The sequence below is a fragment of the Pseudomonas sp. NPDC008258 genome, from assembly GCF_042956345.1.
Classification (GTDB): domain Bacteria; phylum Pseudomonadota; class Gammaproteobacteria; order Pseudomonadales; family Pseudomonadaceae; genus Aquipseudomonas.
Genome location: NZ_JBIBGE010000001.1, coordinates 267,513 through 286,264, shown reverse-complemented (window position 1 = coordinate 286,264; position 18,752 = coordinate 267,513). Strand labels below are relative to the sequence as shown.

The 18,752-nt window shown below is 62.7% G+C and carries 18 protein-coding genes; 9 read left to right on the top strand and 9 right to left on the bottom strand.

Annotated elements, in window-relative coordinates:
* Positions 1 to 162: 162 nt before the first annotated feature.
* Both ACFY9W_RS01290 and ACFY9W_RS01285 read left to right on the top strand, forming a co-directional pair.
* A complete protein-coding gene (locus ACFY9W_RS01290) occupies positions 163 to 375 on the top strand; it encodes a cold shock domain-containing protein (protein WP_391124686.1) in 213 nt (70 codons plus the stop codon).
* Positions 376 to 465: 90 nt separating this feature from the next.
* Positions 466 to 954: an RDD family protein gene (locus ACFY9W_RS01285; RefSeq protein ID WP_391124683.1), complete on the top strand. Its 489-nt coding sequence runs from the start codon at positions 466 to 468 to the stop codon at positions 952 to 954.
* Between the two features lie 182 nt (positions 955 to 1,136).
* Here the strand turns inward: ACFY9W_RS01285 and lptG are convergent, their stop codons facing one another.
* Complete coding sequence (gene lptG / locus ACFY9W_RS01280; RefSeq protein ID WP_391124680.1) at positions 1,137 to 2,198, bottom strand: LPS export ABC transporter permease LptG; 1,062 nt, start codon at positions 2,196 to 2,198, stop codon at positions 1,137 to 1,139.
* Positions 2,191 to 3,306, bottom strand: coding sequence for an LPS export ABC transporter permease LptF (gene lptF, locus ACFY9W_RS01275; RefSeq protein WP_391124677.1), 1,116 nt, complete (start codon positions 3,304 to 3,306; stop codon positions 2,191 to 2,193). Before lptF ends, lptG begins: the two co-directional genes overlap by 8 nt.
* Before the next feature lie 301 nt (positions 3,307 to 3,607).
* Between lptF and ACFY9W_RS01270 the strand changes: the two genes are divergently transcribed.
* From ACFY9W_RS01270 to rlmF, 5 genes are all read left to right on the top strand, one after another.
* The gene (locus ACFY9W_RS01270) at positions 3,608 to 5,101 is read left to right on the top strand and encodes a leucyl aminopeptidase (protein ID WP_391124674.1); all 1,494 of its coding nucleotides are present in this window, start codon (positions 3,608 to 3,610) and stop codon (positions 5,099 to 5,101) included.
* 50 nt (positions 5,102 to 5,151) lie between these two features.
* Positions 5,152 to 5,580, top strand: a complete 429-nt coding sequence (locus ACFY9W_RS01265) for a DNA polymerase III subunit chi (RefSeq protein ID WP_391124671.1) — start codon at positions 5,152 to 5,154, stop codon at positions 5,578 to 5,580.
* Between the two features lie 5 nt (positions 5,581 to 5,585).
* On the top strand, positions 5,586 to 5,951 hold the full coding sequence (locus tag ACFY9W_RS01260) for a DNA polymerase III subunit chi (RefSeq protein ID WP_391124668.1): 366 nt from the start codon (positions 5,586 to 5,588) through the stop codon (positions 5,949 to 5,951).
* Between the two features lie 192 nt (positions 5,952 to 6,143).
* Positions 6,144 to 8,990, top strand: a complete 2,847-nt coding sequence (locus ACFY9W_RS01255; RefSeq protein WP_391124665.1) for a valine--tRNA ligase — start codon at positions 6,144 to 6,146, stop codon at positions 8,988 to 8,990.
* Between the two features lie 117 nt (positions 8,991 to 9,107).
* A complete protein-coding gene (gene rlmF / locus ACFY9W_RS01250; protein ID WP_391124662.1) occupies positions 9,108 to 10,058 on the top strand; it encodes a 23S rRNA (adenine(1618)-N(6))-methyltransferase RlmF in 951 nt (316 codons plus the stop codon).
* 50 nt (positions 10,059 to 10,108) lie between these two features.
* Here rlmF and ACFY9W_RS01245 read toward each other — a convergent pair whose 3' ends face one another.
* Positions 10,109 to 10,390 carry an HU family DNA-binding protein gene (locus ACFY9W_RS01245; RefSeq protein ID WP_003255106.1) on the bottom strand — a complete coding sequence of 94 codons (282 nt, stop codon included), beginning with the start codon at positions 10,388 to 10,390 and terminating at the stop codon, positions 10,109 to 10,111.
* A 370-nt stretch (positions 10,391 to 10,760) separates the two neighbouring features.
* On the opposite strand from ACFY9W_RS01245, the gene yejK reads away from it, so the two are divergent.
* Positions 10,761 to 11,768, top strand: coding sequence for a nucleoid-associated protein YejK (yejK, locus tag ACFY9W_RS01240; RefSeq protein ID WP_391124658.1), 1,008 nt, complete (start codon positions 10,761 to 10,763; stop codon positions 11,766 to 11,768).
* On the opposite strand, the gene ACFY9W_RS01235 is transcribed toward yejK, so the two are convergent.
* From ACFY9W_RS01235 to ACFY9W_RS01220, 4 genes are all read right to left on the bottom strand, one after another.
* Complete coding sequence (locus tag ACFY9W_RS01235) at positions 11,716 to 12,057, bottom strand: GIY-YIG nuclease family protein (RefSeq protein ID WP_391124655.1); 342 nt, start codon at positions 12,055 to 12,057, stop codon at positions 11,716 to 11,718. The two genes, yejK and ACFY9W_RS01235, sit on opposite strands and share 53 nt — an antisense overlap.
* Positions 12,050 to 12,526: a nuclear transport factor 2 family protein gene (locus ACFY9W_RS01230; RefSeq protein ID WP_391124652.1), complete on the bottom strand. Its 477-nt coding sequence runs from the start codon at positions 12,524 to 12,526 to the stop codon at positions 12,050 to 12,052. The genes ACFY9W_RS01235 and ACFY9W_RS01230 overlap by 8 nt, the downstream gene beginning before the upstream one ends.
* A gap of 176 nt (positions 12,527 to 12,702) precedes the next feature.
* A complete protein-coding gene (locus tag ACFY9W_RS01225; protein WP_391124649.1) occupies positions 12,703 to 13,983 on the bottom strand; it encodes a CynX/NimT family MFS transporter in 1,281 nt (426 codons plus the stop codon).
* Between the two features lie 13 nt (positions 13,984 to 13,996).
* The gene (locus ACFY9W_RS01220; protein WP_391124646.1) at positions 13,997 to 14,647 is read right to left on the bottom strand and encodes an FCD domain-containing protein; all 651 of its coding nucleotides are present in this window, start codon (positions 14,645 to 14,647) and stop codon (positions 13,997 to 13,999) included.
* Between the two features lie 139 nt (positions 14,648 to 14,786).
* Between ACFY9W_RS01220 and ACFY9W_RS01215 the strand changes: the two genes are divergently transcribed.
* On the top strand, positions 14,787 to 15,971 hold the full coding sequence (locus ACFY9W_RS01215; protein ID WP_391124643.1) for an alkaline phosphatase family protein: 1,185 nt from the start codon (positions 14,787 to 14,789) through the stop codon (positions 15,969 to 15,971).
* Between the two features lie 198 nt (positions 15,972 to 16,169).
* On the opposite strand, the gene hisC is transcribed toward ACFY9W_RS01215, so the two are convergent.
* Entirely contained in the window at positions 16,170 to 17,216 is a 1,047-nt protein-coding gene (gene hisC / locus ACFY9W_RS01210; protein ID WP_391124640.1) for a histidinol-phosphate transaminase, read from the bottom strand.
* A gap of 2 nt (positions 17,217 to 17,218) precedes the next feature.
* On the bottom strand, positions 17,219 to 18,544 hold the full coding sequence (gene hisD / locus ACFY9W_RS01205) for a histidinol dehydrogenase (RefSeq protein ID WP_391124637.1): 1,326 nt from the start codon (positions 18,542 to 18,544) through the stop codon (positions 17,219 to 17,221).
* Positions 18,545 to 18,752 lie beyond the last annotated feature (208 nt).

The window sequence follows — 18,752 nt, the reverse complement described above, 5'->3', positions numbered from 1 at the left end:
TGCATGGGTCGCAACAGTTCGTGACCTGGGCCAGTAGCCGATATTTGCTACAACCCGTTCGACGTCTCTTACTTTCCTGCAACCCAGCCCAGTAATCTTTCGCTTACAGATAAGTGCGAAAGTAACTGTCATCACAATTCAAGCTTCGTAGGAAATAAGACAATGGCTGAGCGTCAGAGCGGTACCGTCAAGTGGTTTAACGACGAAAAAGGTTACGGTTTCATCACTCCAGAAAGCGGTCCGGATCTGTTCGTGCACTTCCGCGCTATCGAAGGCAACGGCTTCAAGAGCCTGAAAGAAGGCCAGAAAGTCACCTTCGAAGCAGTCCAGGGCCAGAAAGGCCAACAGGCTGACAAGGTTCAGGTCGTCGCCTAAGCGAATACCAGACACCCAAAAGCCCCTGCCAAGTGCAGGGGCTTTTTTTTGCCCGTAGAATAGCGGCTTCGATTTCTGGAGCTGCCCTGCATGACCAAGTCTCTGCTTACACCCCAGGGTGATTTCCCACCGGTCGGCCTTGGCCGGCGCCTGGCGGCGATGTTCTATGACTTTCTGCTGTGCACGGCGCTGCTGATCGTGACTGCCGGCGCCTACAAGTTGATCCAGATGGCGATCATTGGCGAAGCACGCATGCGCGAACTGACCGAGGCCGGCGCACTGGATGGCGACCCGTTGCTGTCGACGGTACTGCTGTTCGCCTTGTTTGGCTTCTTTGCCAAATTCTGGACCCACGGTGGGCAGACGCTGGGCATGCAGGTATGGGGCGTGCGGGTGCAGAACGCCGATGGCTCGGCCATCAGCCTGTGGCAGGCGTTGCTGCGCTTCGTGGTGTCGATTGCTTCGTGGCTGTGCCTGGGGCTGGGGTTTTTCTGGGTGTTGATCGACAAGCGCAAGCGTGGCTGGCATGACATCTATTCGGAAAGCCAGCTGGTGCGGGTGCCGAAGCAGAAGAAATAAACCAAAGATTCATGTTGGCGTTGCTGGCCTCTTCGCGGGCTCGCCCGCTCCCACAGGGATAGCACCCACCTTGATGCCTGCGCTGTACCTGTGGGAGCGGGCATGCCCGCGAAGAGGCCAGCACATGCTGACACCCATGAAAAAGCCGACCCTGGGGTCGGCTTCTTATGCAGCTCAGGCCACTACCCCGCCCGGCGCAATAACCACAAACCGGCCAAGGCACAGATGCCCGCCGGGATCACCACCGCCAGCAGCGGCGGGAAGCCGAACACCTGGCTCGATGGCCCCAGCAGGTCCTGGGCGATGCGGAACACAAAGCCCACCAGCACACCGGTGAACACGCGCTGGCCAAGGGTTACCGAACGCAGCGGGCCGAAGATGAACGAGATCGCCATCAGCACCAGCGCCGCCGTCACCATCGGCTGCAGCACCTTGGTCCAGAACGCCAGCCAGTAGCGGGCATTGTTCAGGCCCTGATCCGACAGGTAGTGAATGTAGTCCCACAGGCCGGTAATCGACAGCGACTCTGGCGCCAGGATTACCGTATTGAGCAGTTCCGGCGTGAGCGAAACGTCCCAGCGCTCCTCCGGCGCGTTGACAACTTCGGTATGGTCGCCACGGAAGTAGGTGGTACGCACGTCGGCAAGCAGCCAGTGGTCGGCCTGGTATTGCGCGCGGCGGGCGAAGCTCGACGTCACGATCTTGCGCTCGCTGTCGAAGCGGTAACGGGTCACACCCAGCAACAGGCCATTAGGCTGCACAGCGTTGATGTGCACGTACTCCTCACCCTGGCGGTGCCACATGCCGCGCTTGGAGCTTTGCGCCTCACCACCGCCCTGGGCCAGGGAACGGTCGGCCTGGGCCTTGTTCTCGGTCACCGGAGCCAGGTACTCGCCAATCAGCAAGCCGACCAGCATCAGCACCAGCATCGGCTTCATCACCGCCCAGACGATGCGGCCAATCGAAACCCCGGCCGCACGCATGATGGTGAGTTCGCTGCTGCTGGCCAGGCTACCCAGGCCGATCAGGCAGCCGATCAAGGCGGCCATCGGCAGCATGTCGTACAGCCGCCGGGGTGCAGTCAGCAGGACGAAGTTACCGGCCTCCATCACCGTGTAGGTGTCACTCAGGTCGCTCATCTCGTCGATGAAGGCGAACAGCGAGGCCAGGCCGAGGATGATGCCCAGCACGGCCAGGATGGCCAGCAGCACGCTCTGGCCGATGTAGCGGTCCAGCTTACCCATGGGCCACCTCCGCACGACGGGCAGCGCGCTTGAGGCGCAGCGGTTCCCAATACAACAGGCCCAGGCCGATCAGCAGGAACAGGCCGTGGACCCACCACATGCCCAGGCCAATCGGCAATTTGCCCTTCTCGAGGGCGCCGCGTACGGAAATAAGCATTGTCAGGTAGGCCATGTACAGAAGAATTGCCGGCAGCAGCTTGAGGAAGCGGCCCTGGCGGGGGTTGACCCGGGACAGCGGCACCGCCAGCAGGGTGACCACAAACACCAGGATCGGCAGCGACAGCCGCCATTGCAGTTCGGCGCGCTCTCGCAGGCCCTTCTTGCCGATCAGCTCGGAAGTGGGGATGGCTTCGCGCTCGGTCACTTCCTCGGCGACTTCCGGCTTGGGCAGCAGCACACCATACGTGTCGTACTTGATCGCGCGGTAATCGGCCTGGCCAGGGTTACCGTCATAACGGTAGCCGTTCTCCAGCACCAGGTAGCGGTTGCCGTCGGCCTGGATCTCCTGGTGGCCTTTCTCGGCGACCAGTACCGACGGGGCGCGATCCTTGGTCTTGTCCTGGTTGAAGCGCTTCTCGGAGATGAACACCCCGGCCAGGTTGACGCGGTCGTCCGACAGCTGCTCGGTGTAGGTGACTCGTGAGCCGTCACGCAAGGTCTGGAAGCGGCCCGGCACCAAGGTGTCGAACTCGGTCAGGGTGTCCTGCTGGGCGATGATCTGCTGCACCTGGGCCACGCCCAGCGGTGCCAGGCTCAGGCTCAGCCAGGCGACCAGCAGAGCGACCAGGGCGGCCGGCGCCATGGTCAGGCCCAGCAGGCGCTGCTGGCTCATGCCGGTGGCCGACAGCACGGTCATCTCGCTTTCCAGGTACAGCCGCCCGTAAGCCAGAAGAATGCCGAGGAACAGCCCCAGAGGCAGGATCAGCTGCAGGAAGCCCGGCAGCCGGAAGCCCATGATCAGGAACAGCACGCCCGGGTCGAGCACGCCCTGCGCAGCCTGGGCCAGGTACTTGATGAAGCGCCCGCTCATGATGATCACCAGCAGCACAGCGCTGACGGCGCTCAAGGTCACCAGGACCTCGCGGGACAGATAACGAAAGACGATCAAACCAGACACTCCTGGGTTGTCAGGGCGGACTGCCATGCAATGGCGCCAAACAATGACTTAGTACATCCAAGACCAATGCCGGTTCGCCAAAGGCGAACCTCCATGTAAAGTGCGCGCATTATCCTGTGATTGACCGCCCCTGTCACTTGGCCGCGCATGAAGGCGCATAACGGGGTTGTCAGCACGCTTGCCGCAGGCTCAAACTGGCAGCTTTTCTGCTGGCACGCGACTACGCGGCCAGGCCCGTCCAGAGCGCTGGCACACACAGCGTCATTGGTATCGAACATTCGGGGATCCTGACATGGAACTGGTTGTAAAAAGCGTAGCTGCTGCATCGGTAAAAACTGCCACCCTGGTCATTCCGGTAGGTGAAAACCGCAAGCTCGGCGCCGTTGCCAAGGCTGTCGACCAAGCCTGCGAAGGTGCCATTAGCGCCGTGCTCAAGCGTGGTGACCTGGCCGGCAAGCCGGGCCAGACCCTGCTGCTGCAAAACCTGCCTGGCCTGAAGGCCGAGCGCGTGCTGCTGGTAGGCAGCGGCAAGGAAGAAGCCCTGGGCGACCGCGCCTGGCGCAAACTGGTTGCCAGTGTCGCTGGCGTGCTCAAGGGCCTGAACGGCGCAGACGCCGTGCTGGCCCTGGACGATATCGCGGTCAGCAACCGCGACGCGCACTACGGCAAATACCGCCTGCTGGCCGAAACCCTGCAGGACGGGGAGTACGTGTTCGACCGTTTCAAAAGCCAGAAAGCCGAGCCACGCGCCCTGAAAAAAGTCACCCTGCTGGCCGACAAGGCCGGCCAGGCCGACGTCGAGCGCGCCGTCAAGCACGCTACCGCCATCGCGACCGGCATGGCCTTTACCCGCGACCTGGGCAACCTGCCGCCTAACCTGTGCCACCCGAGCTTCCTCGCCGAACAGGCCAAGGACCTGGGCAAGGCGCACAAGGCGCTGAAGGTTGAAGTGCTGGATGAGAAGAAAATCAAGGACCTGGGCATGGGCGCTTTCTACGCCGTGGGCCAGGGCAGCGACCAGCCACCGCGCCTGATCGTGCTCAACTACCAGGGCGCCAAGAAGGCCGACAAGCCGTTTGTGCTGGTGGGCAAGGGCATCACCTTCGACACCGGCGGCATCAGCCTCAAGCCAGGCGCCGGCATGGACGAAATGAAATACGACATGTGCGGCGCCGCCAGTGTGCTCGGCACCCTGCGTGCCGTACTCGAGCTGCAACTGCCAATCAACCTGGTGTGCCTGCTGGCCTGCGCCGAGAACATGCCGAGCGGCGGCGCTACCCGCCCGGGTGACATCGTCACCACCATGAGCGGCCAGACCGTGGAAATCCTCAACACCGACGCCGAAGGCCGCCTGGTGCTGTGCGACACCCTGACCTACGCCGAGCGCTTCAAGCCACAGGCGGTTATCGACATCGCCACCCTGACCGGCGCCTGCATCGTCGCGCTGGGCAGCCACACCTCTGGCCTGATGGGCAACAACGACGACCTGGTCAGCCAGTTGCTCGATGCCGGCAAGCGCGCCGACGACCGTGCCTGGCAGCTGCCGCTGTTCGACGAATACCAGGAGCAGCTGGACAGCCCGTTCGCCGACATGGGTAACATCGGCGGGCCAAAAGCCGGCACCATCACCGCGGGCTGCTTCCTGTCGCGCTTTGCCAAGGCGTACAACTGGGCGCACATGGACATCGCCGGTACCGCCTGGGTAAGCGGCGGCAAGGACAAGGGCGCCACGGGCCGCCCGGTGCCCCTGCTGACCCAGTACCTGCTGGACCGCGCTGGCGCCTGACGCCGTGAGACCGGTGGTGCCTTGCGCGCCACCGGCCGGCGATTCCCACCATGAGCAAAGTCGACTTCTACATCTTGCCTACCGACTCGCTGTCGGCGCGGCTCGATTTCGCCTGCAAGCTGTGCGAAAAGGCCTGGCGCCTTGGGCATCGGGTCTACCTGCATTGCCAGGACAGCGAGCAGCGCAACGCGCTGGACCAACGGTTGTGGCACTTCAAGGGCGAGGCCTTCGTGCCCCACGACCTGGCCGAGTTGCACGCCGATGCCGGCGTGGCCCTGGGCCTGGCCGACAACGCGGGCGAACACCGTGACCTGCTGATCAACCTCGGGGCTGGTGTACCGGGCTTCGTCGGGCAGTTCGAGCGGGTGGCCGAAATCGTGGTCGAGGAGCCTGGCATCCGCCAATCGGCCCGGGAGCGATTCCGTTTCTACCGTGAACAGGGCTATGCTCTGCAAGACCACCGCTTACAGCGACTTTGACGACGATGGACAAGCCCTCTCCCCTGCCCGACTCCGCCCATCTGCTCGATGATCTCGAGTCGATTCGCCAGCTGCTTGGCGACGCCGACCTGCAACCGCCGCTGCTCACCGAAACGGTGGAGCAGATCCCGTTGTTGCTGGAGGAGCCTGCCGGCAACCCTGCACGGGCTGTCGAGCCGGTGGCTGCCGAGCCCGTGGATGACCCACAAGCCCGCCGCCAGGACACCCTGCTGCACCTGGAAAGCGAGTTGCGCGCAGCGGCACAGATGATCATGCAGGACGTGATCAACGACTTCACCCCGCATATCGAGAACGAGATCAAGCGCCGGCTGGATGCGCGGATCGAGCGGTTGATCAAGCGCTCCGAGTAGAACCTGGCATCGGTGTTGCCTGCTTCGCGGGCATGCCCGCTCCCACAGGACCTGCGATGCACTTGTGGGAGCGGGCGTGCCCGCGAAGCAGGCGACACAGTTCCGACAGTTGTCAGCAGCTTGTCGCCTGCGGCCCCCAGCTTGGTTATACTTCCCGGCTTTCCCGAATAAATGCACAGGGTCCCGCCGCGCATGGATAAGACCTACCAGCCGCACGCCATCGAAACTTCCTGGTACAACACCTGGGAGTCCGAGAACTATTTCGCCCCACAAGGTGCAGGCGAGTCCTACACCATCATGATCCCGCCGCCGAACGTGACCGGCAGCCTGCACATGGGCCACGGGTTCAACAACGCGATCATGGACGCCCTGATCCGTTTCCGCCGCATGCAAGGCCGCGACACCCTGTGGCAGCCAGGCACCGACCACGCCGGTATCGCCACGCAGATGCTGGTCGAGCGCCAGCTTGAAGCCAAGGGCCAGAACCGTCATGACCTGGGCCGCGAAAAGTTCCTGGACAAGGTCTGGGAATGGAAGGACCAGTCCGGTGGCAACATCAGCCGCCAGATCCGCCGCCTGGGCTCGTCCGTCGACTGGAGCCGCGAGCGCTTCACCATGGACGACGGCCTGTCCGACGCGGTCAAGGAAGCCTTCGTGCGCCTGCATGAAGACGGCCTGATCTACCGCGGCAAGCGCCTGGTCAACTGGGACACCAAACTGCACACGGCCATCTCCGACCTCGAAGTGGAAAACCACGACGAGAAGGGCCACCTGTGGAACCTGCGCTACCCGCTTGCCGATGGCGCCAAGACCGCCGAAGGCCTGGACTACCTGGTGGTTGCCACCACCCGTCCGGAAACCCTGCTGGGTGACGCTGCCGTTGCGGTCAACCCGAACGACGAACGCTACCAGGCTCTGATCGGCAAGTTCGTCGAACTGCCGCTGGTCGGCCGCCGCATTCCGATCATCGCCGACGACTACTGCGACCCCGCGTTCGGTACCGGCTGCGTGAAGATCACCCCGGCCCACGACTTCAACGACTATGAAGTGGGCAAACGCCACAACCTGCCGCTGCTGAACATCTTCGACAAGAACGCCTTCGTGCTGGCCAGTGCCCAGGCCTTCAACCTCGACGGTAGCGTCAACGAGCAGGTCGATACCACCCTGCCAGCCCAGTACGCCAACCTTGACCGCTTCGTCGCGCGCAAGCAGATCGTTGCCGACCTGGATGCCCAGGGCCTACTGGTAAGCATCGACGACCACGCCCTGAAGGTGCCGAAAGGCGACCGTTCGGGCACTGTCATCGAACCGTGGCTGACCGATCAGTGGTATGTCTCCACCAAACCGCTGGCAGAGCCGGCCATCGCCGCCGTGGAAGATGGCCGCATCCAGTTCGTGCCCAAGCAGTACGAGAACATGTACTTCTCCTGGATGCGTGACATCCAGGACTGGTGCATCAGCCGCCAGCTGTGGTGGGGCCACCGCATCCCGGCGTGGTACGACGAGGCCGGCCAGGTCTACGTGGGCCGCGACGAGGCAGAAGTACGTGCCAAGCACAAGCTGGGTGCCGACGTGGTCCTGCGCCAGGACGACGACGTACTCGACACCTGGTTCAGCTCGGGCCTGTGGACCTTCTCCACCCTGGGCTGGCCGGAACAGACCGAGTTCCTCAAGAAGTTCCACTCCACCGATGTACTGGTGACCGGCTTCGACATCATCTTCTTCTGGGTTGCGCGCATGATCATGCTGACCATGCACCTGATCAAGAACGAAGACGGCACCCCGCAGGTACCGTTCAAGACCGTGTACGTGCACGGCCTGGTCCGTGACGGCCAGGGCCAGAAGATGTCCAAGTCCAAGGGCAACGTACTGGACCCGCTGGACATCGTCGACGGCATTACCCTCGATGCCCTGCTGGAAAAACGCACCAGCGGCATGATGCAGCCCAAGCTTGCCGAGAAGATCGCCAAGCAGACCAAGGCCGAGTTCCCGGAAGGGATCGCGAGCTACGGCACCGACGCCCTGCGCTTCACTTTCTGCTCGCTGGCCTCCACTGGCCGCGACATCAAGTTCGACATGGGCCGCGTCGAAGGCTACCGCAACTTCTGCAACAAGATCTGGAACGCAGCCCGCTACGTGCTGGACAAGGGCGAGGACTGCGGCCAGAACGGCGAAGCCTACGAACTGTCGCTGGCTGACCGCTGGATCATCTCGCAGCTGCAACGCACCGAAGCCGAAGTGACCCGCCAGCTGGAGCAGTTCCGTTTCGACCTGGCCAGCCAGGCGCTGTACGAGTTCATCTGGAACCAGTACTGCGACTGGTACCTGGAGCTGTCCAAGCCGGTACTGTGGGACGAAAATGCCCCGGTCGAGCGTGCCCGTGGCACCCGCCGTACCCTGGTACGCGTGCTTGAAGTGGCGCTGCGCCTGGCGCACCCGTTCATGCCGTTCATTACCGAAGAAATCTGGCAGCGCATCGCGCCGCTGGCCGGCATCGAAGGCAAGACCATCATGCTGCAACCTTGGCCTGTGGCCAATGAAGCGCGCATTGATGCCGCCGCCGAAGGCGACATCGAGTGGCTGAAAGAGCTGATGGTTGGCCTGCGTAACATCCGTGCCGAGATGAACATCGGCCCGGGCAAGCCGCTGCCGCTGTTCCTGAAGAACGCCAACGCCGAAGACCAGCGCCGCCTGCAGGAAAACGAAGCACTGCTGAAGAAGCTGGCCAAGGTCGAATCGTTCACCGTGCTGAGCGACGCCGACGAAGCCCCGCTGTCGGCTACTGCACTGGTCGGTGACCTGCAAGTGCTGGTGCCAATGGCCGGGCTGATCGACAAGGATGCCGAACTGGCGCGCCTGAACAAGGAAATCCAGCGCCTGCAGGGCGAAGTGGCACGCGTGGGTGGCAAGCTGTCCAACGCGGCCTTTGTCGACAAGGCACCGCCTGCGGTGATCGAGAAGGAACGCGCCAAGCTGGCCGAGTCCGAGCAGGCCCTGGCCAACTTCACCGAGCAGCATGCGCGGATTGCAGCGCTGTAACCAAAAGTGAAGGCATAGCGGGCTGCTTCGCAGCCCATCGCCGGCAAGCCAGCTCCCACAGGAAAGCGCCATCCCTGTGGGAGCTGGCTTGCCGGCGATGCTTTTCAGGACCCAATCATGACCGAAAAACCCACCCTGCACCCGCGCAACCGCCACCAGGGCCGCTACGACTTCCCCAGCCTGATCAAGGCCCACCCTGACCTGGCCCGCTTCACCATCACCAACCCCCACGGCAAACCCAGCATCGACTTCGCCGACCCCGAAGCCGTGCGCGTGTTCAACCGTGCCCTGCTCAAGGCCCAGTACGGCATCCAGCACTGGGACATCCCCGCCGACTACCTGTGCCCGCCGATTCCCGGGCGCGCCGACTACATCCACGTGGCCGCCGACCTGCTGGCCACAGACAATGCCGGCGAAGTGCCCAAGGGCGCCCAGGTGCGGGCGCTGGATATCGGCGTGGGCGCCAACTGCATCTACCCGCTGCTGGGTCACAGCGACTACCGCTGGCGCTTCCTGGGCTCGGATATCGACCCGGTAGCCCTGGCCTCGGCCAAGGCAATCGTTCAGGCCAACGGCCTGGGCAAGGCCATCACCTTGCGCCAGCAGGCCAACCGCGCCCATATCCTGAACGGGCTGCTGCAGGAAGATGAACGCTTCGACCTGACCCTGTGCAACCCGCCCTTCCACGCCTCACGGGACGAAGCCACCCGTGGCAGCCAGCGCAAATGGAAGAATCTTGGCAAGCAGGACCCCAAGCGCAAGTTGCCGGTGCTGAACTTCGGTGGCCAGAACAATGAATTGTGGTGCGAGGGCGGCGAAATCCGCTTTGTCACTCAACTGGTCGGCGAAAGCGTGCAGTACGCCAGGCAGGTACTGTGGTTTACCAGCCTGGTGTCCAAGGCCAGCAACCTGCCGGGGATCGAAGCCGCGCTGAAGAAGGCCGGCGCCAAGGCCGTGCGTATCATCGAGATGGGCCAGGGGCAGAAACAAAGCCGCATGGTCGCCTGGAGTTTCCACGACGACACCGCACGCCAGGCCTGGCACGCGCAGCGTAAATCACAGGCATGAAAAAACCGCGCCCGGGCAAGCCGGGCGCGGTCTTTTCAACGCTTCAACAATTACTTGTTGATGGCGTCGGTCAGCACTTTGGCTGGAACGAACTTGACGACTTTCTTGGCAGCGATTTCGATGGCAGCGCCAGTCGAAGGGTTGCGGCCGGTACGGGCAGGACGCTCGGAGACTTTCAGCTTGCCGATGCCTGGCAGGGTGATTTCAGCGCCGTTTTCCAGCTGGTCGGCAACGATCTGGCCCAGTTGCTCCAGAGCGTTCTTGGCGGTGGCTTTTGGCGCGGCGATCGATTCGGCGATGTCGGCAATCAGTTGGTCTTTGGTCAATGCCATGGTGATGTTCCTTCCCTATCAAATTCGATGGTTATGCAGCGAACTACGACGTTATCGGGCCAGCCCCTGAAAGTGGAGGGCCGCGCCAATCGCGTATGTAGATACGTAAATCGGCGTTTGGTTCGACACGACGACAGCACGCTGCCAGCAATGCGCCACACGAGGGGCACAAGACCGCGCAAAGCTACCACAGGAATGCATAAATATCCGCTGCGCACTTCGATTTAATGCAGGTTTTTCGGGGGTTTTAGCCTAAAACGCACAAAACTGAACAAAAAACGAACAACCGACATATCCGCCAACATACGGCCACTGCATCACCTTGTGTCTAGGGTAAACTTGTCGACTTTTGCAGCTCGCCGAGAATCCCATGCCAATCCGTCATTGCATCGTTCACCTGATCGACAAAAAGCCCGATGGCAGCCCTGCTGTATTGCATGCCCGCGACGCGGAGCTGGCCGCTTCCGACGCCATCGAAAACCTGCTGGCAGACCTGAACGACAGTTACAACGCCAAGCAAGGCAAGGCCTGGGGGTTTTTCCACGGTGAGTCTGGCGCCTACCCGCTGAGTGGCTGGCTGAAGCAGTACCTGGACGAGGAAAAGGACTTTACCGCCTTCAGCCGCGTGGCGGTGGAGCACCTGCAAAAGCTGATGGAGGAGTCCAACCTGTCCACCGGCGGCCACACCCTGTTTGCCCACTACCAGCAAGGCATGACCGAATACCTGGTGATTGCCCTGCTGCACCACAGCGAAGGCGTGGCGGTGAACGCCGAGCTCGATGTGACGCCTTCGCGCCACCTCGATCTTGGCCAGTTGCACCTGGCAGCCCGAATCAACCTGTCGGAGTGGAAGAACAACCAGAACTCCAAACAGTACATCTCCTTCATCAAGGGCAAGAACGGCAAGAAGGTGTCGGACTATTTCCGCGACTTCATCGGCTGCCAGGAAGGTGTTGACGGCCCAGGCGAAACCCGCACCCTCCTCAAGGCCTTCAGTGACTTCGTCGAGAGCGAAGACCTGCCCGAAGAGTCCGCCCGCGAAAAGACCCAGACCCTGGTCGACTACGCCACCAGCCAGACCAAGATGGGCGAGCCTGTGACCCTGGAAGAGCTGTCCAGCCTGATCGACGAGGACCGGCCCAAGGCGTTCTACGACCACATTCGCAACAAGGACTACGGCCTGTCGCCGGAAATTCCCGCAGACAAGCGCACCCTCAACCAGTTCCGCCGCTTCACCGGGCGTGCCGAGGGGCTATCGATCAGCTTCGAAGCGCACTTGCTGGGCGACAAGGTGGAGTATGACGAGGTGGCGGGCACCCTGATCATCAAGGGGCTGCCGACAACGCTGGTGGATCAGCTGAAGCGGCGCAAGGACTGACTCCCGCAAAGCCGTCAAAGGAGGCCACCAGGGCCTCCTTAGCCGATTTACGCAGCCGCTTGACCAAGCGCTCCTGGCGCAACGCCTCGCCTTTGTCTGGCCATTGTTCTACATAAACCAGCGCCTGGGCCGGGCTGGTCTTGAAATAGCGCGCACCCTGCCCTTTCTGGTGAGCCGCAAAGCGCCGTTGCGGGTCATCGCTGATGCCGCAATACAGCGAGCCATTGGCAGCCCTTACCAGGTAGACATACCAAGGTTTGCCAACGACAGATTCGACAGCTTCACTCACCTTGGGCCTGCTGGAATGCGCGCAAGCCCTTGAATGCCTGTAGCCGCACCTTGTTCTGCACCAGCGGCGACCAGCCGAGCAGCACGCCTGGCGCACCCAACGCCTGCCGCGACCAGCGCCACAGGTCAAAGCTGTCGTCGTGCTGGCAGATCAGCCCGTCGCGGATCACGAAGCGGGCCTGAATGTCGTTGACCACAACACGGCCGGTCTGGCTGAACAGGTAGGTCGCCACCCAGTGCGCGCCGCCGCCACGCTCATCGGCGCGGACGCTGTCGAAAGTGAGGGTAAAGTTTTTGGCGCGAGAAGTGAGCATCCGCCACATGTCGCCAGCATCCCTGCCGCGCAGGGTGCCGAAAACCGGGTCGCTGAAAACGATATCGTCGCTGTAGCAGGCCACCATGGCCTCGGCATCCAGACGCTGGAAGGCCTGGTAGAAGCGGGTGATCAGGTCGCGGTTGGCGTCACTCATGGGGCAGGTCCGTCCTGGGTCGAAAGCAGCACGATAATCTGCCCCGAATGTATATGCCAGTACCGGCCTCTTCGCGGGCACGCCCGCTCCCACAGGGAACGCACAAACTGTAAATCTGTGATGATCCTGTGGGAGCGGGCTTGCCCGCGAAGAGGCCGGTACTGCAAATACATGCCTCAGACTTTTTCGCTGGTCACCTGCACATGCAACGCCCGCCCGGCAAACAACCCGAACACGATTGCACCCACCCCCAGCACGGCGAAAATCCACCCCAGCGCCGCCCAGCCACCGGTCATGTCATGTACCAGCCCCACCGCAAACGGCCCCATCGACGCCAGGGTATAGCCCACGCCCTGAGCCATGCTCGACAGGTTTGCCGCCACATGGGCATCCTTCGAGCGCAGCACGATCAAGGTCAGCGCCAGGGCAAAGGTGCCGCCCTGCCCCAGGCCCAGCACCACCGCCCAGCCCCACAAACCCGACACCGGTGCGTACAGGCAGCCGAACAGGCCAGCCAGGGTAATCAGCATGACCAGCACTATCGCGAACCGCTGGTCCTTGCCGCGGGTGGCCAGCCAGGGCGCACTGAGCGAGCTGACCAGTTGCACGATCACCGACCCCGACAACACCAGGCCCGCCTCGGTCGGGCTCAGGCCGCGGCCGATCAGGATCGATGGCAACCAACCGAACACGATGTAAGCCAGCGATGATTGCAGGCCCATGTACAGGGTCACCTGCCAGGCCAGCGGGTCACGCCACAGGCCACGCACGCGATAGGCCACCTTGTGCAGGCCATGCCCCTGCCGGGCCTGCGGCAACCACACCAGCATGGCCAGCAGGGCCGGCAGCACCCAGAAGCCCAGCCCCAGCGCCCAGCTGCCTTCGAAATGCCGAGCCAAAGGAACAGTGGCCCCCGCCGCCATGGCCGCGCCCAGGCACAACGCCATGGTGTACACGCCAGTCAACGTACCTGCGTGTTGCGGAAAATCGCGCTTGACGATGCCTGGCAACAACACGCCAATGATGCCGATACTGGCCCCCGCCATCAGGCTGCCGAGGAACACCCCGACCGCCCCAAGGGTGCTTCGTACCACGATGCCAAGCGCCAGAGTGACAAGGATGCCGAGGATCACCCGCTCGCTGCCAAAGCGCCGCGCCAGCACCGGCGCCAAGGGGGCAAACAGGCCAAGGCAGAGCACCGGCAAGGTGGTTAGCAAGCCGGCCTGCGAGGCACTCAGCCCCAGGCCCTCGGACACCTGCCCCAGCACCGGCGCCATACTCGACAGCGCCGGGCGCAGGTTCAATGCAACCAGCACCAGGCCAAGCAGCAACAGCCAGGGCCGCCGCATCATCACAGGCTGTTGCTGAACCTGTTCGTCGTCAGCTTCAGCGTCGATCAGCAGTTCATCGATGTCCCGCCCGTTCGGGGGAGTGTTACGGGTGATGGATTCAGCCATGGCCTTCTCGGGGTCAGGATTCGATGAGGGTACGGCTCAGGCGCTTGGCCCGCTCCGCATCACGTTGCTCGATGGCGTCGAGGATCTGCCCATGCAGATCGAACGTGGCCTGGCAACGGGGCACGGTTGCCATGTTGTGCTGCAGGGCGGCAGCCACCACACCGGAAAAGTACCGGTACAGCTCGCTTAATGCCGGGTTGTGCGCGGCATCGACCAGCCGCTGGTGAAAGACCAGGTCACAGGCAACATAGGCATCGACATCGCCGTGAAAGTGCCCGGCACTGCCGGCCAAGGCGTCGCGCAGCGCTTGCAGGTCGGTCTCCGTCCGGCGCAACGCGGCCAGGCCGATGGCCTCGGCTTCGAGGATGTGCCGGGTTTCCCGGGCCTGCTCGGGGGTGCAGCGGGACATTGCCTGTACAGCCTGCAATGGGTCCTGAGCCGTGCGCAGGTAGCTGCCGTCGCCCTGGCGAATTTCCACCAGGCCACTGAACGCCAGCACACGCATGGCCTCGCGCACGGTGTTGCGGCTGATGCCCAGCTGAAGGGCCAGCTCTGGTTCGGTCGGTAGGCGCTGGCCGACTTGCCAGTCGCCCAGCACGATGCGCTCGCGCATACGCTCCACCGCCAGCTCGACCAGGGAACGCTTGGTCAACTCGGTACTCATGCTACTCAACCAATCATCCGATGAATTTGCACAGCTTACTGGATGCCGGGCAACGCCGCAAACCAACTGGTATTTCTGCCAGTTGTGGAGAAAACCCTTTATTGCAACGCTCGTGGCGTACTTTCAAGGACGTCTCTACATGCGACTAGCGAGCCTGCTGTTACTGCTGTTTCTGGCGATGCTGCCGGGTTGCGACCCGGCCCAGAGCCCGAGCCGGCCCAAAGCCCTGTTCATCGGGCTCGACGGTGTGCAACTGGAGCAATACCTGCAGTTGGGCGACGCCACCAACCTGAAACAGCGGCTGTACTACGGCAAGGCCTACGCTGGGGGGATCAACGGTAAAGCCAGCGAGCAACCCACCTTGAGCGGCCCCGGTTGGGCCACCTTGCTGACCGGCGTGTGGAGCAACAAGCATGGCGTTGACTCGGACGCCGACTCGCAACGGGTGACCCCGGCGTTTCCGAGCCTGTTCAAGCGGCTACGCCTGGCCTTCCCCAATGCCTACCTCTCCAGCATCGTCAACTGGTCCCCCATCAACACCGCCTTGCTGCTGGAGGACGCACATGGCGCCGATGTGCGCGAAAGTGGTTTATCGGATGAACAGGTGATCGAACGAGCGCTGAATGTTCTGGAAAACACGCCCGCTGACTTCACCTTCATTCAACTGGACGAGCCAGACCAGGTTGGCCATGACAAGGGTTACAGCGACAGCTATCAGCAAGCATTGCGCAAGGCCGACAGCCAGATCGGGCGGTTGCTGGACAAGGTAGATCAGCGACGTCGCCTGTTCCCGAAGGAAGACTGGCTGGTAATCGTCAGCACGGACCACGGCCGAGACTATTGGGGCAAAGGCCATGGCAGCGCTTCAGAGCAGGAAAAGAGCATCTTCATCGCCAGTAACAAGCCGCTGAACCAGGAGCTGACCGACCTGAGCATTCCTGCGGAAATGCCAGGGCCCAGTAACCTGTACGGGCTACCCGCACAGACATCGATAGCGCCCACGGTGCTACGCCACATGGGTCTCAAGCTACAACCGGAATGGCTGTTGGACGGCACGCCTTTGCTGGGCGATACCGGCGTGCGCAAGGCGCGGGCCGATGAGAACAAAGGGCGGCTGCGCTGGAACAGCAATGCCAGCGGCTACCTGACGATTATCAAGAACGGGCACGTGGTTGCCCAGGTTCCGGCCAGAGACGACAAATGGACTGACCCAGAGGGGATGGGGCAGCAAAATGACTATGTGCTGGTGCTTGATGGTACGCCGGCAGCGGTGCGTAACCGGCCGGCGGCCAAGGCATTTGTCATTGAAGAGAGCAGCTATTAAGGCCGGAAGCAGCAACTGCTGTGCTCATTTCTCGTAGGCTGACACTTCACCTGTGGGAGCGGCCTTGTGTCGCGAAAGGGCTGCAAAGCAGCCCCAGCATTTTTTGCCCTGACGCTGAAACCCGGGGCCGCTACGCGGCCCTATCGCGACGCAAGGCCGCTCCCACAAGGGCGGGGCTGCATCCAGAAGGCGATGGCTTCAGTTCAACGCATCCAGCAGCGCCTGGTTCATCTCTGGCGTGCCGATGGTGATACGCAGGAACTGAGCGATACGCGCCTGCTTGAAGTGGCGCACGATTACCCCCTGCTCGCGCAGGTGGGCCGCCAGCTCTGCGGCATCCTGCTGCGGGTGGCGGGCGAAGATGAAGTTGGCCGCCGACGGCAGTACCTCAAAGCCCTTGGCCTCCAGCTGCCCGACCAACACCTCGCGGCTGTCGATCACCTTGCGGCAGGTTTGCTCGAAGTATTCGCGGTCTTCGAATGCCACCGCCGCCCCAACGATCGCCGCACGGTCCAGCGGGTAGGAGTTGAAGCTGTTCTTGATCCGCTCCAGTGCCTCGATCAGGTCCGGGTGCCCTACCGCCAGGCCAACCCGCAAGCCAGCCAGGGAGCGCGACTTCGACAGGGTCTGGGTAACCAGTAAATTGTCGTAACGGTCCACCAGGCTGATGGCTGTTTCGCCACCGAAGTCGATGTAGGCCTCATCGACCACCACCACCGAGTCACGGTTGGCCTGCAGCAACTGCTCCACCGCCTGCAGCGGCATCAGGCAACCCGTTGGCGCGTTGGGGTTGGGGAAGATGATGCCTGCATTGGGCTTGTTGTAGTCCTCGATGCGGATCTGGAACTGCTCGTCCAGCGCCACTTGTTCGAAGGGGATACCGTACAGGCCGCAGTACACCGGGTAGAAGCTGTAGCTGACATCCGGGAACAGCAGCGGAGCACCGTGCTGGAACAGGCCGTGGAAGATGTGCGCCAGCACTTCGTCCGAGCCATTGCCTACAAACACTTGCGCCGCCGTCACACCGTAGTAGTCGGCAACGGCTTGCTTCAGCCGGTCGCCGTTCGGGTCCGGGTACAGGCGCAGGTTGTCGTTCAGCTCACCGCGCATGGCCTCAAGCGCCTTGGGCGACGGGCCATAAGGGTTTTCGTTGGTGTTGAGCTTGACCAGGCGGGCCAGCTTGGGCTGCTCGCCCGGCACGTAAGGCACCAGGTCCTTGACGAAAGGGCTCCAGAATCGACTCATGCTCAGTTCCCCTTCTCTTGGGTCAGGATACGGTATTCAGCGCTACGGGCGTGGGCAGTCAGCGACTCGCCACGGGCCAGGACCGATGCAGTGTGGCCCAACTCGGAGGCACCCTGCTCGGAGCAGAAAATGATCGACGAACGCTTCTGGAAGTCATACACCCCCAGCGGCGACGAGAAACGTGCGGTACCGGAGGTCGGCAACACGTGGTTGGGGCCTGCGCAGTAATCGCCCAGCGCTTCACTGGTGTGGCGGCCCATGAAGATCGCCCCGGCGTGGCGGATGTGCGGCAGCCAGGCTTGCGGGTCGGCCACCGACAACTCCAGGTGCTCCGGTGCGATGCGGTTGGCCACGTCCATGGCCTGTTGCATGTCACGCACCTGAATCAGCGCACCACGGCCGTTGATCGACTTCTCGATGATCTCGGCGCGCTCCATGGTCGGCAGCAGCTTGTCGATGCTGGCGGCAACACGGTCAAGGAATGCGGCATCCGGGCTGACCAGGATGGCCTGGGCGTCTTCGTCGTGCTCGGCCTGGGAGAACAGGTCCATGGCGATCCAGTCCGGGTCGGTCTGGCCGTCGCATACCACAAGGATTTCCGACGGGCCGGCAATCATGTCGATGCCCACTTGGCCGAACACGTGGCGCTTGGCGGTGGCAACGTAGATGTTGCCGGGGCCGACAATCTTGTCCACCTGCGGCACGCTTTCAGTGCCGTAGGCCAGTGCAGCAACGGCCTGAGCCCCGCCAACGGTGAACACGCGGTCGACACCGGCAATGCAGGCGGCAGCCAGCACCAGCTCGTTGACCTCACCACGCGGGGTCGGTACCACCATGACCACTTCGGCCACGCCGGCAACCTTGGCGGGGATGGCGTTCATCAACACCGAAGACGGGTAAGACGCCTTGCCGCCCGGCACATACAAGCCGGCACGGTCCAGCGGGGTGACTTTCTGGCCAAGCACGGTGCCGTCGGCCTCGGTGTACTGCCAGGAGTCCTGCTTCTGCCGCTCGTGGTACATGCGCACACGGTTGGCGGCTTTTTCCAGGGCTTCGCGCTGGGCCGGGGTAATGCGGGTCAGGGCCAGCTCCAGGCGCTCGCGACCAAGAATCAGGTCATCGATGCTGTTGGCGGCAACGCCGTCGAAACGCTGGGTGAACTCTACCAGCGCCGCATCGCCGCGCTCACGTACGCCCTTGATGATGTCGAGCACGCGCTGGTTGACCGCGTCATCAGACACACTTTCCCAGCTCAGCAGATGATCCAGATGTCGGGCGAAATCCGGATCAGCAGCGTTGAGACGGGCAATTGCAGTGGACACGGTCATGGCGAGGGCCTCGTAATATTAGCGAATGCTCAGGCACCCTAGGGGATTGTGCGAAAAGTGCCTGCGCGACGATCATGCTACGTTAAAAACAGGCTCGGAATGCTCATTTGCAACCAGCAAACTCCGCTTCCTCGCCTGTTTTCGCCTTGCCTGATCGCCGCTCGGCGACTTTTCGCGCAACCCCAAGCTACCAGTCCATCCGCGCGGG